Here is a 20,040-nt window from a genome sequence, read left to right as displayed (position 1 = left end):
TGGGAGGGTTAGCACTGCGTTAAGCCTGATCGTCAAGCGGATCACAGGAACCTGCGTGTCAAAATGGGGCAATCCTGCCATCCGGCGAGGGTGGAGTACTGCATGACACGCCAGGTTCTGATCATCGACGACGATCCTGTCCAGCGCCGATTGGTGGAGGCGCTGGTGACGCGCATGGGGCATCTGCCGATCCTGCGCGACAGCGTCTCCGGCGGGATCGATGCCTTGCGACAGGAGGGCGCCGACGCCATCGCCGCGCTTGTGCTCGACCTCATGCTCTCGGGCGAGAGCGGCCTCGACGTCCTCGCCGACATGCAGCGGCAAGGCCGGGACATTCCGGTGATCGTCCTCACCAGCCGCAGCGGCATCGACACCGTGGTCGAGGCGATGCGCGCCGGCGCCTTCGATTTCGTCGTCAAGCCGGTCTCTCCGGAAAAGCTGCAGCAGACGATCGACAAGGCGATCCGGGTCCACGATGCGCGCCGGCGGGGCGGGCCGGGAGCAAGACCGAAAGGCGCACGGGCGCCCTCGCCGTCCACCGGCCGCGCCATGCGCGACCTCCTGGCCCTGGCAGAGCGGGCGGCAGGCTCGACCATTCCCTTGCTGATCGAGGGGGAAACCGGCACTGGCAAGGAATGGCTGGCGGAGACCATCCGCGCGGCCGGGCCGCGGGCGGAGGCGCCGTTCGTGATCGTCAACTGCGGCGCGATGCCGGCAGGCCTTGCCGAGAGCATCCTGTTCGGCCACGAGCGGGGCGCCTTCACCGATGCCGGAGAGCGGCGGCCGGGCAAGTTCGTCGATGCCGACGGCGGCACGCTCTTTCTGGACGAGATCGGCGAGCTGCCGCTGGAAATCCAGGTCAAGCTGCTGCGCGTCCTGCAGAGCGGCGAGGTCGACCCGGTGGGCGGGCGCCGTCCGGTCCGGCCGGATGTTAGGATCATCGCCGCCACCCACCGCCATCTGCCGACCGAGGTCGCCGCGGGACGCTTCCGGGAGGATCTCTACTACCGCCTGAACGTGCTTTCAGTCTGCCTGCCGCCGCTGCGCGAGCGCCGCGACGAGATCGCCGCGCTGGCGAAGCACTTCCTTGCCCGATTTGCCGAGACCGAGCCCGGCTCGCCGGCGCGCGCCTTGTCGGCGGAGGCGGTGGCTCTGCTTGAGCGGCACGACTGGCCCGGCAACATCCGGCAGCTGGAGAACGCCCTTCACCGCGCCGTAGTGCTGGCCGATGGACCGACGCTCGGCATTGCCGACTTCCCGCAGATCGGGGCCTTGCAGCCACGCCGGAGCGAGGCTGTCCCGGTGCAGGAACTGGACGACGTGGCCCGTGCCGCTGGAGATGTCGAGCCCGTCCCGATGGTCATGCAGCAGTCGTTCGAGCGGGAGGGCGAGGCTGTGCCAGACGGCTTCGGCGAGGACGGCGAACTCGTGACCCTCGAGGCGCTCGAGGCCGCGCACATCCGCCGCGCCGTCGCGCATTACGGCGGTCATATGAGTGAGATTGCGCGCCGCCTTGGCATAGGTCGCTCGACGCTGTATCGGAAGATGCGGCTTTATGGCATCTTTGAGGCAGACGCAGGGTTCGGCAAGGATAAGCATCAGCAAACCTTGCGTGACACGGGTGACGCTTAGCTGCGTTCACATCCTGTTAACCCTTTTCTTTTCAAATTGGGTCGGAGTAGGCTATGCGTCATCTTAGCGCCGCACTCTCGGCCGATTGGAAGACCGTTAACTATCCTGCTATACGACGGCGGTCTGGGGACGCATAGACCGTGTTCGTCAACCTGAGGGGACTGGTACCGAATGTTCGGACTGACCGACCTTGTCGGCCGCGCTGGAACGCGCGCCGCTTCGATGGCCGCACTCTGCGTGCTGGCCCTCTCCGTCGGGTCGGTTGCTGCGAAGGCTGAAACGCGCACCCTCAAGTTCTACAATCTGCATACCAAGGAAAAGGTCGCGATCGACTACAAGCGGAACGGTCGGTACATCCCGTCCGGTTTGAAGGAGATCAACTGGTTCCTGCGCGACTGGCGCAAGAAGCAGGAGACCACGATGGATCCGCGCCTGATGGATCTGATCTGGGAGGCGTATCGCCAGTCCGGCTCGCGCTCCTACATCAACGTCATCTGCGGCTTCCGTTCGCCAGCGACCAACAACATGCTGCGCTCGCGCTCCTCTGGTGTCGCCAAGGAAAGCCAGCACACGGCGGGCCGCGCCCTTGATTTCTTCATTCCCGACGTCCCGCTGAAGAAGATGCGCGAGATCGGCCTGAAGATGCAGGTCGGCGGCGTCGGCTACTATCCGCGCTCGGGCTCGCCCTTCGTGCATTTCGACGTCGGCAATGCGCGCCACTGGCCGCGGATGAGCCGAAAGGAACTCGTCGCCGTGTTCCCGAACGGCAATACCATTCACGTCCCGTCGGACGGCAAGCCGCTGCCGGGCTACGAGCAGGCGCTCGCCTCCTACAAGTCGCGCAAGACCGCGAGCAGCATTCAGGTTGCCAATGCGGGCGGCGTGTTCAGCCGCGCTCCGAGCAGCAGTGGCGGTGGCGGCAAGACGCTCTTCGCTGCCATCTTCGGCGGTGGCGGGGCTGACGAGGAAGACGACAACGCCGAGTCCGAGGTCGCCGAGGCCGCGCCGTCGAAGCCTGAGCCAGCGGCAAGGCTCGCCCCTGCCGCGATGCCCGTTCCGCCGAAGCCGGCGCCGAGCGTCGCCGTGGCGGCGATGGTGCCGTCGGCCAAGCCGAACATGCTGGCATCGGGCGTTCCGCTGCCGATCCGCGATACCTACGACACGTCGGCACCGACCCCGCCAGCGGCGATCGCCAGCCGACTGCCGTTCGCGACAGCCGAGGCCGCCGCTGAGACGGAGGTCGCTGGCCTCGCCCCGGCGCGCGTTCCCGTGCCGCACGCGGCCCCGCTCCGGCCGACGGCGACGCCGGCGAAGGAGGACGACGTCTCGAGCCTCGTCGCGGCGCTCGAAGCCTCGCCGCCGGTCGACGAGGCCGTGGCCGGCGCCCCGGCGCAGATGGCTTATGCCGTGCCGACGCCGCGTGAACGTCCGCCGTTCGAAGCCATCCTGAAGGGCGGCGCCTCGGCAGTGCCTGTGGAAACGGCTGCCATTCCGGTGCCGTCGCCGATGGTCGCCAGCACCGATCCGATCAAGCGCATCCTCGACGCGGCGCCCGCCATGCGGGCTGATCTCGGCGTCAAGCCGGCGCAGGCTGTTGCGGCTCTCTCGGAGCCCACCAAGAAGGCTGTCGACAACCAGCTCGTGGCAGCGTTGGAAAGCCGCAAGGTCGCGGCTGCAACGGCAGCGCCGGTCCGCACGACCGCGAAAGTCGACGTGCCTGCCGGCAAGACCGGGCGCTTCGCCCGGGTCAAGTCCCCGGCCCCGGCAGCGCAATCCGTCAAGCACGCACAGAAGGCGATCACCTCGCGGATCGAGATGGCGTCGCTGGTGACCGGCCCCGAGGCGCGGGCTAAGTCCGAGGCCCTCCGCAAGCCGAAGGCTGACGGCCTGGTGCGCGAGGTTCCTTCCTCGGTCTTTACCGCTGGCTTCACGGCCAACCCGCTGACCAACGCCTCCAACCGCTTTGCGGGTTCGGCGGTCAACTTCCTTCCCGTCGCCAAGTTCGAATAGTCACCGCGTCTGTTGGCGGGCCCCCCGCCCGCCAACAGCGGCAGGTGCTGCCGCAGCCGGCCTTGGTGATCGTGCAGGAGCGCCGGCGTCGCCAGGCTGATTCGCGGCGCTCGCCAGCACAGCAGACAACCCTGCCCAGCGTACCAGCTCAGCACTTCCGGAAGCGAATATCGAATATTGACGCGGATGCGTTCAGCCCTGCAAGCGGGTGTCGTTCGCCCCCAGCCGACAAGATTTCCAGTGATCGATGCGACCGCAGGCCCAGTCCCGCCGTCGTTGCGACGCTTTTTATTCTAAACCTGTTCTAGCGGCTTAAGGTCGGACGGGCTTGCGATGCCTGAGTTGTGCCTTGACATTAAGTAACGCAGTATCAATACAAGCAGATAAGCGCCGCCTTCGCCATGCGGTCGCATGCCAGTTTACAGAGCGCGTCGCATCTCCGGGAAATCGGTCATAGCAGACATTTGGCGATACGGCCCGAACCGGGCCATCCACGTGATTGGGTGAGACATGGACCAGATCGAGACAGCCGATAATACCGAAATGCTGATGGAGCTCACTGCCGAGGTGGTGGCCGCCTATGTCAGCAATAATTCGCTACCGATGTCCGACCTACCGGCGCTGATTTCGGATGTGTTCGGTGCGCTGGGTCGCACCCATTCGGCCCCTGCGACGCCGACTGCGGAGAAGCCGAAGCCTGCCGTTCCGGTGAAGAAGTCGGTCACCGACGACTACATCGTCTGCCTGGAGGACGGCAAGAAGTTCAAGTCGCTGAAGCGCCACCTGATGACCCACTACAATCTGTCGCCGGAGGACTACCGCGAGAAGTGGGATCTGCCCGCGGACTACCCGATGGTCGCTCCGAACTACGCGGCGGCACGCTCGCGCCTCGCCAAGCAGATGGGCCTCGGCCACAAGCGCCGGCGCACCAGCCGATCCGGCGCCTGACCGATCGGAAACACTGACGGGAGAACCCGAATGGCCGATGGCGGTTTAGACGAACTCTACGTGTTCGAGCCGAAGACCGTACCGTCTCTTCCGGTCTTCGGCAGCCAGAAGCTGTTTCCCGTTCACCGCATCTACTGCGTCGGGCGAAACTTTGCCGATCATGCGGTCGAGATGGGACATGATCCCGATCGCGAACCGCCTTTCTTCTTCCAGAAGAACCCGGACACGCTGATCCTGTCCGGCCGGGACTTTCCCTACCCCAGCGCGACCGCCGACGTGCATCACGAGATCGAACTGGTGGTCGGGCTGCGGACCGGCGGCAGCGACATCGCGATCGATCGCGCCATGGAGCACGTCTTCGGCTATGCTGTCGGCCTCGACATGACGCGGCGTGATCTGCAGGGGGAGGCGAAGAAGCTCGGCCGCCCCTGGGAAACCGGCAAGGCATTCGAAGGATCGGCGCCGTGTACCCCGCTGATGCCGATCGCCGACGCACCCCACATCGGCAAGGGCGCGATCTGGCTGACGGTGAACGGAAAAATGCGCCAGCGCGGCAATCTCGACCAGATGATCTGGAAGGTGCCGGAGATCATCGCCACGCTGTCGACGCTCTTCACGCTGCAGCCGGGCGACCTCATCTTCGCCGGCACCCCGGCAGGCGTCGGTCCTGTCGAGCGCGGCGATGTTCTCGTCGGCGGGATCGAAGGCATCGGCGAACTGCGAACGCGCGTCGCGTGATCGACGACGCCCGCTGAGACCCAGCAGCGATTGGTCAGTCGGCGGCCGCCGTGCGTCGCACCGTTACCGTAGCCGAGAGACCCGCAACCAGCGGCGCGCCGTCGGGCATCTTGTCGAGCGCGATGCGGACGGGAATGCGCTGCGCCAGCCGCACCCAGCTGAAAGCCGGCGTGACATTGGCCAGAAGCTCCGACCCGGCACTGCGCTCACGATCCTCGATGCCGCCGGCAATGCTCTCGACCCGGCCCGTCAGATTGCCCGGATGGCCCATCACCTGGATATCCACCGGATCGCCGATCGCGATGCGCGGCAGCTTGGTCTCCTCGAAATATCCCTCGACGCGGAGCGAATCGCTGTCCACCAGCGCGATGACGGCCTTGCCCGCGGTCGCGTAGTCGCCGGCGTTCAGCGACAGATTGGTGATGACGCCGTTGACCGGCGCCCTGATCTCGGAGCGTTCGAGGTTGAGCTTGGCAAGGTCGCGGTTGGTCACCGCCTGTTCGTAGGAGGCCTCCGCCACGGCCTGGGAAGCCCCGGCCTGCTCGACATTCTGCTGCGAGGCAACGTTGCGGCTGAGCTGCTGATAGCGCTCATATTCGCGCCGCGCCTGCTCGAGCGATGCCGCCTGCCCCTTCGCGGCGGCTTCCGCTAACTGCAGCGCCAAGGCAAAGCGCTCGCGGTCGATGCGCAGGAGCACGTCGCCCTTCTTGACCACCTGGTTGTCGGCCACCAGCACCTCGTTGACGATGCCGGAGACGTCCGGGGTGATGCCGATGACGTCGGCGCGGACGTGACCGTCTCGGGTCCAAGGCTCGTTCATGTAATAATCCCACGTCTGCCAGCCGACCACCACTGCAACGACAGTGATGACGAGGGTGAACAGAACGCGGCCAATCATCCGGGAGAGCGTTTTCACAGGTAAAGTTCCGATAATTGCGCCATGCCACCAAGGACAAGGACGTACAGAGCGAGATCGAAGAGCCCAGGGTGCCAAACCAGGCGATAGACGCCGAGCCGTGCCAGCACGCGCCGCAGCACGAGATTGAGAACATAGGCGATGAGCGCCAGGACGAGGATCCGGGGGACGTAGACACCGAACAGGTTGAAGTCGCCGAACATGGTCTTCCCTACTCCGCCGCGATGACGAGGGGCGGAGCATCGTGACGCGGCATGGTCAGCACGGGCGCCTGCCGGTCGGCGAAGAGGCCGCGCCGGAGCCCGACTACGGCCTGCAGCGCCGTCCGCCGCGTCGGTCCGTCGGTGATGTCGACCAGCGCCACCAGCGCGGCATCGATCTCCGCCAGCAGCTTTTCCCCGGCCTCATCACGGCGGGCGTTGTCCAGCCGGTCGGCGAAAGCCGCTGCAACGCCGTCGAGCACGGTGCGCACATGGGCCCGCAGCGGGAGTGGCAGGTTCGGCTCGATCCGTTTGAGGTCGAGCATGTTCATGCCGATCCGCAGTTCCGCCAGCATGTCGGTTGCCGCGACATCCTCCGCGACGCCCTGGGCTAGACGGGGCACCAGCTGGCCAAGACGATCGAACATGCGCCCCGCGAACTGCGCGGGATCGGCATTGCGCCGGCCACCGGCGGTCGCAGCGATTTCCGCCCATCCTGCCCGCACCAGCCGCCGTGCCGCGAGTGCCGCGCCGAAAGGCCGGGTCGCCATCGACCAGACCAACCCGAACAGGCCGCCGGCGACGGAGGCGAGGTTGCCGTTGACGAAAGTCCCGAAGTCGGCGGCATAGATCTCCTGCAGCCCGACGAGCGAGGCGATATTGACCGCCAGCAGCATGCCGATCAGCATGAACTGCGGCCGGCCGATGACCGTCCCGGCCAGCAGGAAAGGTGGCGCGAAGACGAGCACCAGCATGCCGAAATCCTGGACGTTCGGCAGGATGCCGAAGAGGTAGACGCCGGAGATCACCGCGGCCACCGACATCCAGATGACGAAGCTCTTGATCATCGGCGCCGGGTTGTCGATGGCTGCAAAGAACGAGCAGCCGACCGCCGACATGATCACGAAGCCGGCGCCCTCGTGCCAGCCCGTCGCGATCCAGATGAGACCGGCGAGAAAGGTGACGGCGACGACCGAAAAGGCAGAGAAGGCCATCAGGCCGTAGTCGAAGTGCGGCACCGAACTGATGACGCGGTGATGGCGCATCGACGCGCGCTGCCAGCGACCGGCCTTGCGGCCGAGCAGGATTTCACCTTGCAGCACCCGGCAGTCCTGCCAGAGGTCCAGCAATTCGCGAAGCCGTTCGAGGGCGCTGGAGACGAGCAGTCCCTGCCATTGCGCCGCCGGCTGACCCTGCGGCTCCAGTGCCGCGAGGCGTTCCTGCAAGACCGTCAAACCTGCGGTGCCGCTTTCGGCAGGGGCGGCGATCCAGTCGGCAATGTCCCGGGTAAGGTCGGCAAGCTCCGCCGGGGCACCGGAACCCTCGCCGACCGCATCCAGGCGATCGCTGAGGGAGGACAACAGCGGCAGCAGCATGGCCATTCGGCCGCGCAGGGCGCGTGCCCGCTGAACGGTGCTGCCGATCGCGTCGTCGTAGGCCAGCTGACTGATCAGCATGTCGAAGCTGCGGATATCGACAGCCAGGCGCTGGCGCTCGCGGGCGCTATCGACGCTGTCTTCACGCTTCAGGATCGCCGATACCCATTCGCCGGCATCCTGCAGCCATTTCTGTGTCCGCCCGCCGAGCACCGGGCCGATGGGCGCCGGCAGGATCAACGAGTTGACGAGGGTGGCGCAGACGATGCCGATGCCGATCTCGAGGGTTCGCGAACTCGCGATGTCGAAGATCTGCGTTGGATCCGACACTGCCGGCAAGGCGATCAGCGGCAGGCTGTAGCCCGCCAGCATGAAGACGTAGCTGCGCGGCGTGCGGTCGAGAAACGAGATGAACAGGAAGCCGCCGGTCCACAGCGCGACGACGAGGCTGAACAGCTCCGGCGCATTAACGAACAGCGGCAGCAGGAACACCGAGCCCGCCGCACCGATCATGGTGCCGAGGACGCGGTAGACCGCCTTCGATCGCGTGGCGCCCGACAGGGGATTGGCGACGACGTAAACGGCAGCCATCGCCCAGTACGGACGCGACAGGCCGGCCGACAGCGCGATGTAGAGCGCCATCATGGAAGCGAGGAAAGACTTGGCCGAGAACAGCCATTCCCGCCAGTTGGGGAGACCAGTGATCACGGTGTCTGATCCTCACTTTGGCCATTGCGCCCCGAAGAGGATGCGGCACCACGCTCCAACGCCTGAAAAACCCTGATCGTTGCCGCAAGGTCCGCCGCATCGATATCGCCGAGGACATCGCGCCGCAGGGCGACGAGATCATCCTCAATCAGCCCCGTCGTCCGGCGACCGAGCTTGGTCAGCCACAACGTCTTCGCGCGCCGGTCGACGGGATCGTCGCGCCGCTCCACCAGGCCGCAACCACAGAGCTGGTCGAGCAGCCGGACGAGCGACGGCCCCTCGATCCCGACCTCCTCCGCCACGGTCACCTGGCGCGTGCCGTCCCCGAGCCGGGCAATCACCACCAGCGGATGGGCGCAGGCCTCCGACAGGCCGTGCCGGAGCATCAGCTCGCGCACCAGTCGCCGCCATTGCCGGCCCACGCGGAGAAGCGTGCGCGTCATATCGAAGCGGAGTCGGTCTATGGGCTGCATGGCTCGATAGATAGGACTCTCATTATAAGTATGCAATGTTAATTGAGCACATCCAGTCGGAGATTCTCGTAGGCGGGACGGGTCCGGCCGGTGCATCGGCGCCGGCCCCAACTGCCGGATCTTCGGCTTGGGCTGCCGGCTCGACGGCGCTAGGGTCCAGCCGGAAGCGATGATGCGAATCGCTGTGGGAGGAAACAGCATGGAATTCTACGAAACGGGCACGTTCGTCGGTCGTGTCTGGCGGCCGGAGCTGGAAGGCCCGTCGGTCGTCGTCATCCGGAACGGCGATGTCGTCGATATCACCTCGCCCGAAATACCGACGGTCCGCGATCTCATCGAAATGAAAGACCCGGCCGGCACCCTGGCGGCGGCGACGGGCGAAACGCTCGGCAGCGTCGCTGACTTTCTGACGGGGCGCGGCCCGAACGGCGCATATCTCCTCGCGCCGATCGACCTGCAGGCGGTGAAGGCCTGCGGCGTGACCTTCGCACGCTCGATGCTCGAGCGCGTCATCGAGGAGAAGGCCGCCGGCAATCCGGATCTGGCGCAGGGCATCCGCGACCGCGTCACCGCCCTTATCGGCGACAGCCTGCGCAACGTTCGCGCCGGCTCGGCGGAAGCCGAACGCGTCAAGGCGGCGCTGATCGAGGAAGGCGTCTGGTCGCAGTATCTGGAAGTCGGCATCGGCCCGGATGCGGAGGTCTTCTCGAAGTCGCAGGTGCTCTCGTCGGTCGGCCACGGCGCCGATGTCGGACTGCACCCAATCTCGAAGTGGAACAATCCGGAGCCGGAAATCGTGCTGGTCGTCGACAGCCGGGGCGAGGTCCGCGGCGCGACGCTCGGCAACGACGTGAACCTGCGCGATGTCGAAGGGCGCTCCGCGCTACTGCTCGGCAAGGCGAAGGACAACAACGCGTCCTGCTCGCTCGGTCCCTTCGTGCGTCTCTTCGACGCGAGCTACGGGATCGATGACGTGCGCCAGGCCGAGCTCGACCTGAAGGTCGAGGGCGAGGACGGTTACGTGTTGAACGGCCGCAGCTCGATGAAGGAGATCAGCCGCGATCCGCTGGATCTCGTTTCCCAGACCATCGGCCGCCACCACCAGTATCCCGACGGCTTCGTGCTATTCCTCGGCACCCTGTTTGCGCCGAGCGAGGACCGCGACCATCCCGGCCAGGGCTTCACTCACAAGATCGGCGACGTCGTCACCATCTCGAACGACAAGCTCGGAGCCTTGCGAAACCGCGTTCTGCTGTCGACGGAATGTGCGCCCTGGACCTTCGGTCCTTCGGCCCTCATGCGCAACTTGGCGGCCCGCAAGCTGCTCTGAGGCCCGGCGTCGGTTTCATCCGCCGCCGCACGGCGTCGCGGAGACCGCGGCGCCATGCATCTCCCCCGCCCGTCACCAGCGCTAGCGGCAACGGGCGGCAGCTAAGCGTTCAGCCGCGGGACGGATCGATGAGGAACTTCTCGCCCGTCGCCTTGCGCTGGTAAGCCTCGACGACGTCCGGATGGATCGTCTCCTCGAGGCTGATGACGCGCGTGTACCGGCTGGCAAACGTCGTCGTCAGCTCGTCGACCACACGCTGGCGCAAGCGGGCGCCAACCTCCGGACCGGCCTGCTGCAGGAACGGGAACAGCAGCCAGCCGGCGACGCTCCAGCGGAAGCCGAAGCTCAGCCGGTTCAGCACCAGGGGCGCGGGATCGAGCGCGCCGTAGACGTAGAGCTGCTTGAATGTTTCCGAGCCGTAGCGGTTGTAGGACGGCATGGCCGCCGCCGCCGCCTGCTCCATCGCCGTCAGGATGTCGCTCCCGAGCGTGCCGCCGCCGATCGGGTCGAAGGCGATCGTCGCGCCGGTCTCGGCGATGGCATCGGCGAGCTGGGCCTTGAAATCGCCGGCCGTGCTGTCGAGGACATGCGTCGCGCCGATCCCGCGCAGGATGTCCGCCTGCGCCTTCGAGCGGACGATGTTGACCAGCGGAATGCCATCCGCGAGGCTGATCTTCTGCAGCATCTGTCCGAGATTGGACGCGGCGGCCGCATGGACGATCGCCTTGTGGCCTTCGCGGCGGGCCGTCTCGACGAAACCGAGCGCCGTCAGCGGATTGACGAACATCGATGCGCCATCGGCGGCCGTGGCGCCGGCCGGCAAGGGAACGACGTCCTTGGCGGCGAGCTTGCGGTAGTCGGCGTACATGCCGCCGCCGATCGCGCCGACGAGCTTGCCCTCCAGCGCCTTCGCGTTCTTTCCGGCAGCCACCACAGTGCCGGCCGCCTCGTTGCCGATGGCCATCGACTGGCCGATGCGGCCGGCGACGCTTCCCATCCGCTCCTTAGGCACCGCAAACGTCAGCGTGGATCCACCCTTGTCCGCCTTCATCGACGCGATGTCGGCGGGGCCGAGGAGCAAGCCAAGGTCGCTCGGATTGATCGGCGCTGCCTCGATGCGGACGATGACCTCGTCATCGCCGGGATCGTTGATCGACACCTCTTCCAGGCCAAGGGTCAGGACACCGTCCTCGGTGATGGTCGAGCGCAATTCTCTGGCGGTCAGGGGCATGGCGGTTCTCCGAAAGTTTGGGACGGCACGGATCATGATCCGTCGCCTGTCGCAAACTAACTGGCGTTTCCACCGCCATTTAACAGGCCCCGACCCCTCGCCGCCCGGTCGGAACACTTTGGCCCGATCCGCTGGGTGCCGGCCTTTGAGCGTGCTCCGAGGCGTGCCTTGCGCGCTGCGCCTTCCCGTTTTCGCCGCCGCGCGAAGCGGCGACGGCGGTGCCTCAGAGCATCCCGAGGGCCTGCAGGTAGAGCTCCAGAATGGCGTCCATCTCGGCACGCTCATTGGCGTCCTGCTTGCGGATCGAGACGATCTTGCGGATCACCTTGGTGTCGTAGCCGCGGCCCTTGGCCTCGCCGTAGACTTCTTTGATGTCGTCGGCGATCGTCTTCTTCTCTTCTTCGAGACGCTCGATGCGCTCGATGAAGGCCCGCAGTTCGTCGGCGGCAACGGTGGAATCGGCGGGGGTGTTCTCGTCCATCGGAATCTCTCGGTCGCTGGCAGGCCGAAGCCGCCTCTAGAATAGGGGGTCGACCCTTCGCGCCGGACGGCCGCCGGCCCCGAAAGGCCGTGGCTCGTCGAGGACCTGGATTCGACTGCGTCCGGCGCACCTAGCAGATAAAGCCGAAAGTTTGAAGGAAGATGGTCGCGCTGTCCGCCGGCGCGATCAGGAGTGCGGCGCCTTTGCCGCGAAGGCGGCAGCGGCCTCGGGCGCGGCTTCGCGCTGATACTGGTCGCGCCAGGTGTCGTAGGGCATTCCATAGACGATCTCGCGTGCCTGTTCCTTGCCGATGTCGACGCCCGCCTCCCCCGCGGCCTCGCGGTACCAGTTCGACAGGCAGTTGCGGCAGAACCCGGCGAGATTCATCAGATCGATGTTCTGAACGTCCGTCCGCTCGCGCAGATGATCGCGCAGCCGGCGGAAGGCGGCCGCCTCGAGCTCGGTCTGCAGGCGCTGGTCGATCTCGGTCATCGCTGTCGTCCTCGTCGGTTCGCCCACGGCGGGCATGGCTGTCATATCGGATGCAACGGCGCCAGCGGCAAGCCGGCAGCGCAGCCGGGAGCAAGCGGGACGGAAACCCTTGACTTGGCATCGTCCGGCTTGCCTATCAGGGGCTGAACAGTTCGTACCGCTTGGTGATACCGATGTCCTCTTCCGTCTCCGCCAAGCCCGCCCTTCTCGGCATTTCGATCGGCATGGCGCTGCTCGCGCTCTTCGTCGGCGCCCTGGCCATGGGCATATCCCCCGTCTTCGTGCGCAATGCCGAAGTCGGGCCCTTCGCCAGCGCCTTCTGGCGCGTCGCGCTGTCCTTGCCCGTGCTCTTCCTCTGGGCGCGGATCGAGCGGGCGAACACAGCTTCCAAGCCTCAGGCCGGTGGCGGCCGGGCGCTGCTCCTGGCCGGCCTGTTCTTCTCCGGCGACCTCATCTTCTGGCATTTGGCGATCAGCCACACCTCGATCGCCAACGCGACCTTCTTCGCTTGCCTCGCCCCCTTTTGGGTCGCCGTGCTCTCGCGCTTCACCATCGGCGAGGCGGTGTCGCGCCAGACCTTCATCGGCCTCGCCGTCTGTCTGCCCGGCGCGGCGCTGCTGATCTTCCACTCCGCCAGCGATGGGTCGAGCAACTGGGTCGGCGATCTCTACGGCATCGCCACCTCCTTCTTCTTCGGCCTCTACTTCCTGGTGATGCGCACGGCCCGCAAGCACTTCGCCGCCGGCGCGGCGACGCTCCGCTCGACCCTCGTCACCACGCTGGCCCTGCTCGCTGCGGCCGTCGTTTCGGGCGAAGGCTTCCTGCCGGAGACCGGGACCGGGGTGGCGAACCTCCTGGCGCTCGGCATGATCAGCCACGCCGGCGGACAGGGCCTGCTGGCGCTGGCGCTCGGCGTGCTGTCGGCGTCCTTCTCCTCGCTGGTGATCTTCGTCGAGGCGGCGGCAGCGGCCCTGTTCGCCTGGATCTTCGCCGGCGAAAGCCTCGGCCTCCTGCAGATCGCCGGCGGGCTCCTGATCCTCTTCGGGCTGTTCGTCGCCCGCCCCCGCCCCGCGCCGACGCTCTGAAGAGCGGGTGCAAGGCGTTTCAGCTTGCACGGATGGCTTGCGAAGGGCACTCAGGAGAGATCGGACATCGGCAAAAGGGCGTGACGCATGGAAACCGGGTTCCCGATCAGCGGCTTCGGCATCCTCATCCTCGCCGTGCTGTTCTTCGCGGTCATCGTCCTCTTCGCCGCGGTCAAGACCGTCCCGCAGGGCTACGCCTATACGGTCGAGAGTTTCGGCCGCTATACCCGCACGCTGACCCCCGGCCTCAACATCCTGCTGCCCTTCGTCGAGCGCATCGGCCGCCGGCTCAACATGATGGAGCAGGTGCTCGACATCCCGACGCAGGAAGTGATCACCCGCGACAACGCCTCGGTCGCGGCCGACGGCGTCGCCTTCTACCAGGTACTGGATGCGGCGGCCGCCGCCTATGAGGTGAGCGGTCTGGAAAACGCCATCCTGAACCTCGTGATGACCAACCTCCGCTCGGTCATGGGCTCGATGGACCTCGACGATCTCCTGTCGAACCGCGATGCGATCTCCGAGCGGATCCTCCGGGTCGCCGACCAGGCCGCGAACTCCTGGGGCATCAAGATCACCCGGATCGAGATCAAGGACATCAACCCGCCGCGGGACCTCGTCGACTCCATGGCCCGGCAGATGAAGGCCGAGCGCGAGAAGCGTGCCGAGGTGCTGGAGGCCGAGGGCGCGCGGAACGCCAAGATCCTGCGGGCCGAGGGCGACAAGCAGGCGCAGATCCTGCAGGCCGAGGGCTTGCGCGAAGCAGCCTTCCGCGAGGCCGAGGCGCGCGAGCGGCTGGCCGAAGCGGAAGCCACCGCCACCCGCGTGGTCTCCGAGGCGATCGCCGCGGGCAACGTGCAGGCGCTGAACTACTTCGTCGCGCAGAAATACACCGAGGCGCTGGCAAAGCTCGCCTCGGCGCCCAATCAGCGCGTCATCCTGATGCCGCTCGAGGCGGCATCGCTGATCGGCTCGATCGGCGGCATCGCCGAGCTCGCCCGCGCATCCTTTCCCGACGCCGCGCCACCCTCGCCCACCCCTTCCGCGGCAAGAGGCCGGGTGCCGAGCACGCCCACCGTCGGCGCCGTGCCGCCCCGCAGCGGCGTCGAGGGTCCATGACGCCGCTCGCCGAAATCGTTCCCTATGCCTGGTGGATCGCCGGCCTCGTGCTGCTCGTGCTCGAAGTCGTGCTGCCCGGCGTCTACCTCCTGTTCCTCGGCATCGCCGCGCTGATCGTCGGCACGGCTGTGCTGCTTCTCGGCGACACCGGCGGCTTCAGCTGGGAATGGCAGGTGCTGGCCTTCGTCATCCTGTCGACGCTCGCGGTGCTTCTCGGACGGCGAAGGGTCGGGCCGAAGACGGTCAGCGGACCGAGACCGATGCTGAACGACCGTGCCGCCCGCCTTGTCGGCAGCGTCGTCGTCCTGTCCGAGCCGATCATCGGCGGCAGCGGCAAGGTGGCGATCGAGGACGGCTGGTGGCGGGTGAGCGGCCCGGACCTCCCGCTCGGCGCCCGTGTCCGGGTCACCGGCGTTGCAGGATCCGTGCTGACGGTCGTCCCAGCGACCTGACGGGCCGAGCCTTTCGCGCAGCCAGCCAAGGTTTGGCACGGCTTGGCAAGGTTGCGTTAACCATCCGCGTTTACCTTTCGGCAATGAGTTTGCGAATCAGCAACCGGCCGGTGGGATCTTGAACGAGCCACGCAACACGTCAGCGGAGACGCCGAGATGCACCCTCCGGGGGGCCGGCTTCGTCGTGCTCGCGCTCGGCTGCAGCTGGGCCGGGCTTGCCGCCGCGCAGACGCCGGCAGCCGCCCCGTCCGGGATCGACGGCCTGCGGCCGAGCGCCGGCACCAGCGTGTCCCCCATCGCAACACCCTCCGGGCTGACAGGCCCCCGCTCCCCCACCGATCCCGGCACCAGCGCGGCCGATCCGTCGACGACGCTGCGTGACGGCGGCGGCGATGGCGCCTACCTCCCGTTCAGCCGCGGCGCCGAGGATTCCAGCGACCTGCCGGACACCACCGTTCCCCCGGTCGACGCGACCGACGATGCGGCTCCCCCGCCGAAGCCTAGGTTCGACCTCTTCGAGGGTCCCGACGGCAAGCCGACGGCCCCGGCCAACCTCGCCAGCGCGCCGGCGCCGGCGGCGGCCGGCCAGAACCTGCCACAAAACGGTGCGGCGCGTCGCAACGCGGCTGCAACGCGTCAAGGCAACGCCCCGCAACGCGACCGCAACGGCCGGCCGATCGACCCGCTGATGGCGGCGCGCAATGGCGGCTTGCCGCCCCGCGACCTGTCGCCGCCGGCCAGCCGTGTCGATCGCCCGCGCGGCGAAAGCATCCTCGGCCGTCAAAATCTCGCCATCACGCCGCTGCGCGGGACGATCCCGATCGCCGAGAACGACCCGTTCGCCCCGGTTGGCATCCGCGCCGGGTCGTTCGTGCTCTACTCCACCCTCAACCAGAGCCTCGGTGCGTCCACCAACCTGTCGGACAGTGCGGGCGGCGAAGGGGGCGTCTTCAGCGAGACCGATGTGGCGGCCCGGCTTCTGTCGGACTGGTCGGAGCACCAGTTCGAGCTGAACGCGCTCGGCGCCTACCGGCGAAACTTTGCCGGCGAGCTCGAGTCGGAGCCGCGCATCGCCGTGGATGGCCGGCTGCGGCTGGACATCGACCGGATGACGACGGCAACCCTCAGGGGTGCCTATGAATATCGCCAGGAAAGCCCGATCGACTTCAATGCCGGCGAGTCCGCGGCGGACCGGCCGGACCTTTCGACTTATTCCGCCGGTGCGGAGCTGGAACGGCAGTTCGGCCGCCTGACCGCCGGCATCGACACGTCGGTCAGCCGGCAGACGCGCTCGACCCCCGATTTCGCCGGGACAACCCGCATTCTCGACGAGAGCTACACGACCTATACTGCGGCCTTGCGGGGCGGCTACGAAATTTCGCCGGCCCTGAAGCCCTTCGTCGAAGGGAGCCTAGGACGGCGCAACTTCGACGACGAGGTCGACCTGGCCGGCGTCGAGCGCGACTCGCTGATCCAGTCGTTGCGCACCGGCGTCGCCTTCGACCTCGGCGAGAAATTTCTTGGCGAGATCGCGGCCGGCTATGCCTGGAACGTCCCGGATGCCGCGTCGCTCGAGACCACGGGCTCGCCCACCATCGACGGCCGGTTGGCCTGGTCGCCGCAGCGCGGCACGGATCTCGTCCTGACCGGTCAGACCCGCTTCGACCCGGATACAGACGATACCGGCACCTCGACCATCTACGAGGGGGCGCTGGCGCTGCGCCATCGGCTGACCCACCGCACCGACCTGACGGCGACGCTCTCGGCCGCCTACCGCGACAGCGAACGCGCCACCGACCAGCAGACCAGCTATTCCGCCGAAGCGGGTTTTCTCTACTGGCTGAACCGCTCGCTGGCCTTCACCGGACTGGTGCGGCACGAGAACCTGACCGGCAAGACCTCGGAGGACGACTACACCTCCGACTCCATCAAGATCGGCCTGCGCCTTCAGCGCTGACGTTCCCCCGGCAACCGCTACCGCCGCGCTTTCGCCGCGAACCCACGTCAACGTGATCTTCGACACGGCGGATGTGGGCTGGAAGCCGTCGTGGTAAAGTACCTCTTAACGACCTCGGCCGTATGATGGACGAAGGGTGCGGGAACCGGCTCCATTTCGATGGGGCATTGGTTTCGCGCTGTCGCGGCATTCGTCGAGCGTGGTGAGCAGGCCTGGTCTGCTAGCCGCCCGGGAATGCTGAATCTTTCGATCTAGGAGCTTGCCCATGTCCGGAGACTCTCGTTTTTCCCGCCTCGCCGCTGCCGCGCTGGCAGGACTGATCCTTTTGGGAGCGGCGCCGTCGGCTTCCGCCGATGCCGGTTTTAAGCGCTGGATCGCCGACTTCGAGGGCACCGCTATGAAGGTCGGCATTAGCCGTCAGGTCTACCGCGCCGCGTTCGCCGGCGTCGAGGATCCCGATCCCGAGGTGATCGAGAAGGCGAAGTTCCAGCCCGAGTTCCGCGACACCGTCTGGGACTATCTCGACAACCGCGTCAACGAGGAGAGCATCGCCGAAGGCCAGGCCCAGCTGCAGCGCCTGAAGCCTTGGCTCGACCGGATCGAGAAGCGCTTCGGCGTCGACCGCGACATCCTGCTGGCGATCTGGTCGATGGAGACCAATTACGGCAAGATCCTTTCGCGAACCGACGTGGTCAAGCCGCTGCCGCGCTCGCTGGCGACGCTCGCCTATCTCGACACCAAGCGCGCCAAGTTTGCCCGCACGCAGCTGATCGCCGCGCTGAAGATCGTCCAGAAGGGCGACGTCTCGGCGAGCGGCCTCACCGGCTCCTGGGCCGGCGCGATGGGGCATACCCAGTTCATTCCGACCAGCTATCTGGCCTATGGGGCCGACATGGACGGCAACGGCCATGCGGACATCTGGACCAACGTTCCCGACGCTCTGGCGACGGCCGCCAACCTCCTGCGCAAGAACGGCTGGCAGAGCGGCAAGACCTGGGGCTACGAGGTGATCGCGGCGCCGAAGCTCGCGGGCGTCAAGGGCTCGAAGAGCATGGCCGAGTGGGCAAAGCTCGGCGTCCGCCGCGCCAACGGTAAGGGTTTCCCTTCTTCCGCAGAGAAGGCCAACCTCCTGATGCCGGCGGGCGCGAACGGCCCGGCCTTCCTGATGACCAAGAATTTCTTCGTCATCAAGGCCTATAACAACGCCGACAAGTACGCCCTCGCCGTCGGCCATCTCGGCGACCGGATCGGCGGCTACGGCCCGCTGGTGCACGACTGGCCGCGGGGCTACGTGCCGTTGTCGATGGTCGAGCGCGCCGAGGTGCAGGAGCACCTCAGCAAGCACGGGCTCTATGACGGCAAGATCGACGGCAAGATCGGCTCGGGCTCCAAGGGGGCGATCATGTCCTACCAGCGCAGCGTCGGCGTCGATGCCGACGGCAACGCCTCGAAGGCGCTGCTCGACATCATGCGGAAGAACTGATGGCGATCGGGATGGCGACACGGCGACCGCTGCGGCTCGCCATCCTGATCGGCCTCACGCTGACGTTCTCGCTCACCAGCCTCGCGCCGTCGCTGCTGCGCGCGGCCGAGGCGCAGGAGCGACGCGGGCTGCTCGACATGCTGTTCGGCGAGCCCCGCCAGCAGCGCTACTACCGCGAGTATCCCGATCCGCCGCGCCGGGTGATCCGCACCCAGCCGCGCCGGAAAGAGGTGAAGCCGGTGCGCAGGCCAAAGCAGGCGACGCGGGCGCGCGCCGTCCCCTCCCCGGCGGCGGCTCCGCCGCAGATCGTGGAGAAGCGCGATACGGCGAAGACGGTGCTGGTCATCGGCGACTTCATGGCCGGCTCCCTTGCAGGCGGACTGGAGACGAGCCTTTCCGACAACCGTGACCTCAAGGTCGTCAACGCCGCCGACGGCTCTTCCGGCCTTGTCCGCAATGACCACTACGACTGGCTGGCCAAGATCGGCCCCCTGATCGACCAGGAAAAGCCCGCCATCGTCGTCGCCATGCTCGGCTCGAACGAGCGCCAGGCGATGGCGTTCGCCGGCACCAGCCTGTCGCCCCGCACGCCCGGCTGGATCGCCGAGTACGAGCGGCGGGCGGGCGCCCTGGCAGACGCCATCGCCGCCAAGAAGGTGCCGCTGATCTGGGTCGGCATGCCGGCCTTCGAGACCGAGGCGATGAGCGCCGACATGGCCTATCTCAACGAGATCTACCGCAAGGCCGCCAGCACGGCAGGCGGCGAATATGTCGATGTCTGGGACGGTTTCGTCGATGCAAGCGGCGCCTTCGCCTTTTCCGGGCCGGACATATCGGGCCAGCCCGCGCGGCTGCGCAATGCCGATGGCATCACCATGACGCCCGCCGGCGCCGAGAAGCTCGCCTTCTTCGCCGAGAAGCCGATATTCCGCCAGCTCGGGACCTCGGTCGACGGTGTCGCCCTGGCAGCGCCCGACGAGACGCTGCCGAAAATGCCGAAGGTCAATGCCGCAAACGCGACCTCGACCCCGCTGGTCGCGCTCAGCGATCCCTCTCTCGATGGCGGCGATGCGCTGCTGGGCGGACCGTTGCGGCACGAGGATGCCGCGCAGCCGTCGCCGCGCGACCGTCTCGTGCTGTCGGGAATTCCGACCAGCGCGGAGCCAGGGCGCGCCGACGCCTTCAACCGTGGCAACCCGCCTGTCGCCGCGCCGGCCCCGGCACCGGCATCGGCAGCGGGCGACCAGTTCCGCGGCTCCGTTGCCGACCAGAAAGGCCCGGAGGCGTCCCCTCCCTCCCCGCCAACCGCGGGTGAGAGTGGCACACTGAACCGCTGAGGCGTCCCAGAGCGCTCCCTTGCCAGGACGGCGGCCGCCTGCCGGGACCTGGCATTCGCGCCGCCGCCCCGG

Annotated in this window: 18 protein-coding genes; 11 read left to right on the top strand and 7 right to left on the bottom strand. The window is 67.2% G+C overall.

Going from position 1 to position 20,040, the window contains the following annotated elements; translation table 11 throughout:
* Nucleotides 1-102 precede the first annotated feature (102 nt).
* From ACZL02_RS02010 to ACZL02_RS01995, 4 genes are all read left to right on the top strand, one after another.
* Nucleotides 103-1,632 carry a sigma-54-dependent transcriptional regulator gene (locus ACZL02_RS02010; protein ID WP_472938523.1) on the top strand — a complete coding sequence of 510 codons (1,530 nt, stop codon included), beginning with the start codon at nt 103-105 and terminating at the stop codon, nt 1,630-1,632.
* Nucleotides 1,633-1,803: 171 nt separating this feature from the next.
* Complete coding sequence (locus tag ACZL02_RS02005) at nt 1,804-3,642, top strand: peptidoglycan L,D-endopeptidase MepK (RefSeq protein ID WP_472938522.1); 1,839 nt, start codon at nt 1,804-1,806, stop codon at nt 3,640-3,642.
* 510 nt (nt 3,643-4,152) lie between these two features.
* Nucleotides 4,153-4,590 (top strand): Ros/MucR family transcriptional regulator, encoded by a 438-nt coding sequence (locus tag ACZL02_RS02000; protein ID WP_472938521.1) that lies wholly within the window; start codon nt 4,153-4,155, stop codon nt 4,588-4,590.
* Nucleotides 4,591-4,620: 30 nt separating this feature from the next.
* Nucleotides 4,621-5,328, top strand: coding sequence for a fumarylacetoacetate hydrolase family protein (locus ACZL02_RS01995; protein WP_472938520.1), 708 nt, complete (start codon nt 4,621-4,623; stop codon nt 5,326-5,328).
* Nucleotides 5,329-5,362: 34 nt separating this feature from the next.
* Here the strand turns inward: ACZL02_RS01995 and ACZL02_RS01990 are convergent, their stop codons facing one another.
* The 4 genes from ACZL02_RS01990 to ACZL02_RS01975 are packed head-to-tail and all read right to left on the bottom strand — an operon-like array spanning nt 5,363 to nt 8,926.
* Nucleotides 5,363-6,244: an efflux RND transporter periplasmic adaptor subunit gene (locus ACZL02_RS01990; RefSeq protein WP_472938519.1), complete on the bottom strand. Its 882-nt coding sequence runs from the start codon at nt 6,242-6,244 to the stop codon at nt 5,363-5,365.
* Nucleotides 6,241-6,447 carry a DUF1656 domain-containing protein gene (locus tag ACZL02_RS01985; protein ID WP_472938518.1) on the bottom strand — a complete coding sequence of 69 codons (207 nt, stop codon included), beginning with the start codon at nt 6,445-6,447 and terminating at the stop codon, nt 6,241-6,243. The genes ACZL02_RS01990 and ACZL02_RS01985 overlap by 4 nt, the downstream gene beginning before the upstream one ends.
* Before the next feature lie 8 nt (nt 6,448-6,455).
* The gene (locus ACZL02_RS01980) at nt 6,456-8,528 is read right to left on the bottom strand and encodes an FUSC family protein (protein ID WP_472938517.1); all 2,073 of its coding nucleotides are present in this window, start codon (nt 8,526-8,528) and stop codon (nt 6,456-6,458) included.
* Nucleotides 8,525-8,926: a MarR family winged helix-turn-helix transcriptional regulator gene (locus tag ACZL02_RS01975; protein WP_472938516.1), complete on the bottom strand. Its 402-nt coding sequence runs from the start codon at nt 8,924-8,926 to the stop codon at nt 8,525-8,527. The genes ACZL02_RS01980 and ACZL02_RS01975 overlap by 4 nt, the downstream gene beginning before the upstream one ends.
* Nucleotides 8,927-9,200: 274 nt before the next feature.
* On the opposite strand from ACZL02_RS01975, the gene ACZL02_RS01970 reads away from it, so the two are divergent.
* Nucleotides 9,201-10,331, top strand: coding sequence for a fumarylacetoacetate hydrolase family protein (locus ACZL02_RS01970; RefSeq protein ID WP_472938515.1), 1,131 nt, complete (start codon nt 9,201-9,203; stop codon nt 10,329-10,331).
* A 109-nt stretch (nt 10,332-10,440) separates the two neighbouring features.
* Here ACZL02_RS01970 and ACZL02_RS01965 read toward each other — a convergent pair whose 3' ends face one another.
* The 3 genes from ACZL02_RS01965 to ACZL02_RS01955 form a co-directional block, all read right to left on the bottom strand.
* On the bottom strand, nt 10,441-11,562 hold the full coding sequence (locus tag ACZL02_RS01965; RefSeq protein ID WP_472938514.1) for a zinc-binding dehydrogenase: 1,122 nt from the start codon (nt 11,560-11,562) through the stop codon (nt 10,441-10,443).
* A gap of 223 nt (nt 11,563-11,785) precedes the next feature.
* The gene (locus ACZL02_RS01960) at nt 11,786-12,043 is read right to left on the bottom strand and encodes a DUF2312 domain-containing protein (protein WP_472933838.1); all 258 of its coding nucleotides are present in this window, start codon (nt 12,041-12,043) and stop codon (nt 11,786-11,788) included.
* Nucleotides 12,044-12,229: 186 nt separating this feature from the next.
* Entirely contained in the window at nt 12,230-12,535 is a 306-nt protein-coding gene (locus tag ACZL02_RS01955; RefSeq protein ID WP_472933839.1) for a DUF1244 domain-containing protein, read from the bottom strand.
* Nucleotides 12,536-12,708: 173 nt separating this feature from the next.
* Between ACZL02_RS01955 and ACZL02_RS01950 the strand changes: the two genes are divergently transcribed.
* From ACZL02_RS01950 to ACZL02_RS01925, 6 genes are all read left to right on the top strand, one after another.
* The gene (locus ACZL02_RS01950) at nt 12,709-13,620 is read left to right on the top strand and encodes a DMT family transporter (RefSeq protein ID WP_472938513.1); all 912 of its coding nucleotides are present in this window, start codon (nt 12,709-12,711) and stop codon (nt 13,618-13,620) included.
* An 87-nt stretch (nt 13,621-13,707) separates the two neighbouring features.
* Nucleotides 13,708-14,739: an SPFH domain-containing protein gene (locus ACZL02_RS01945; RefSeq protein ID WP_472938512.1), complete on the top strand. Its 1,032-nt coding sequence runs from the start codon at nt 13,708-13,710 to the stop codon at nt 14,737-14,739.
* Entirely contained in the window at nt 14,736-15,191 is a 456-nt protein-coding gene (locus ACZL02_RS01940) for an NfeD family protein (RefSeq protein WP_472938511.1), read from the top strand. The genes ACZL02_RS01945 and ACZL02_RS01940 overlap by 4 nt, the downstream gene beginning before the upstream one ends.
* A 118-nt stretch (nt 15,192-15,309) precedes the next feature.
* Nucleotides 15,310-17,148, top strand: coding sequence for an outer membrane beta-barrel protein (locus ACZL02_RS01935; protein WP_472938510.1), 1,839 nt, complete (start codon nt 15,310-15,312; stop codon nt 17,146-17,148).
* Nucleotides 17,149-17,413: 265 nt separating this feature from the next.
* Entirely contained in the window at nt 17,414-18,631 is a 1,218-nt protein-coding gene (locus ACZL02_RS01930) for a lytic murein transglycosylase (RefSeq protein WP_472938509.1), read from the top strand.
* Nucleotides 18,631-19,968 carry an SGNH/GDSL hydrolase family protein gene (locus tag ACZL02_RS01925; protein ID WP_472938508.1) on the top strand — a complete coding sequence of 446 codons (1,338 nt, stop codon included), beginning with the start codon at nt 18,631-18,633 and terminating at the stop codon, nt 19,966-19,968. The genes ACZL02_RS01930 and ACZL02_RS01925 overlap by 1 nt, the downstream gene beginning before the upstream one ends.
* Nucleotides 19,969-20,040: the final 72 nt, after the last annotated feature.

The sequence above is a fragment of the Mesocryomonas fontinalis genome, assembly GCF_055730125.2.
This window is presented reverse-complemented; position numbering and strand designations above follow the sequence as displayed.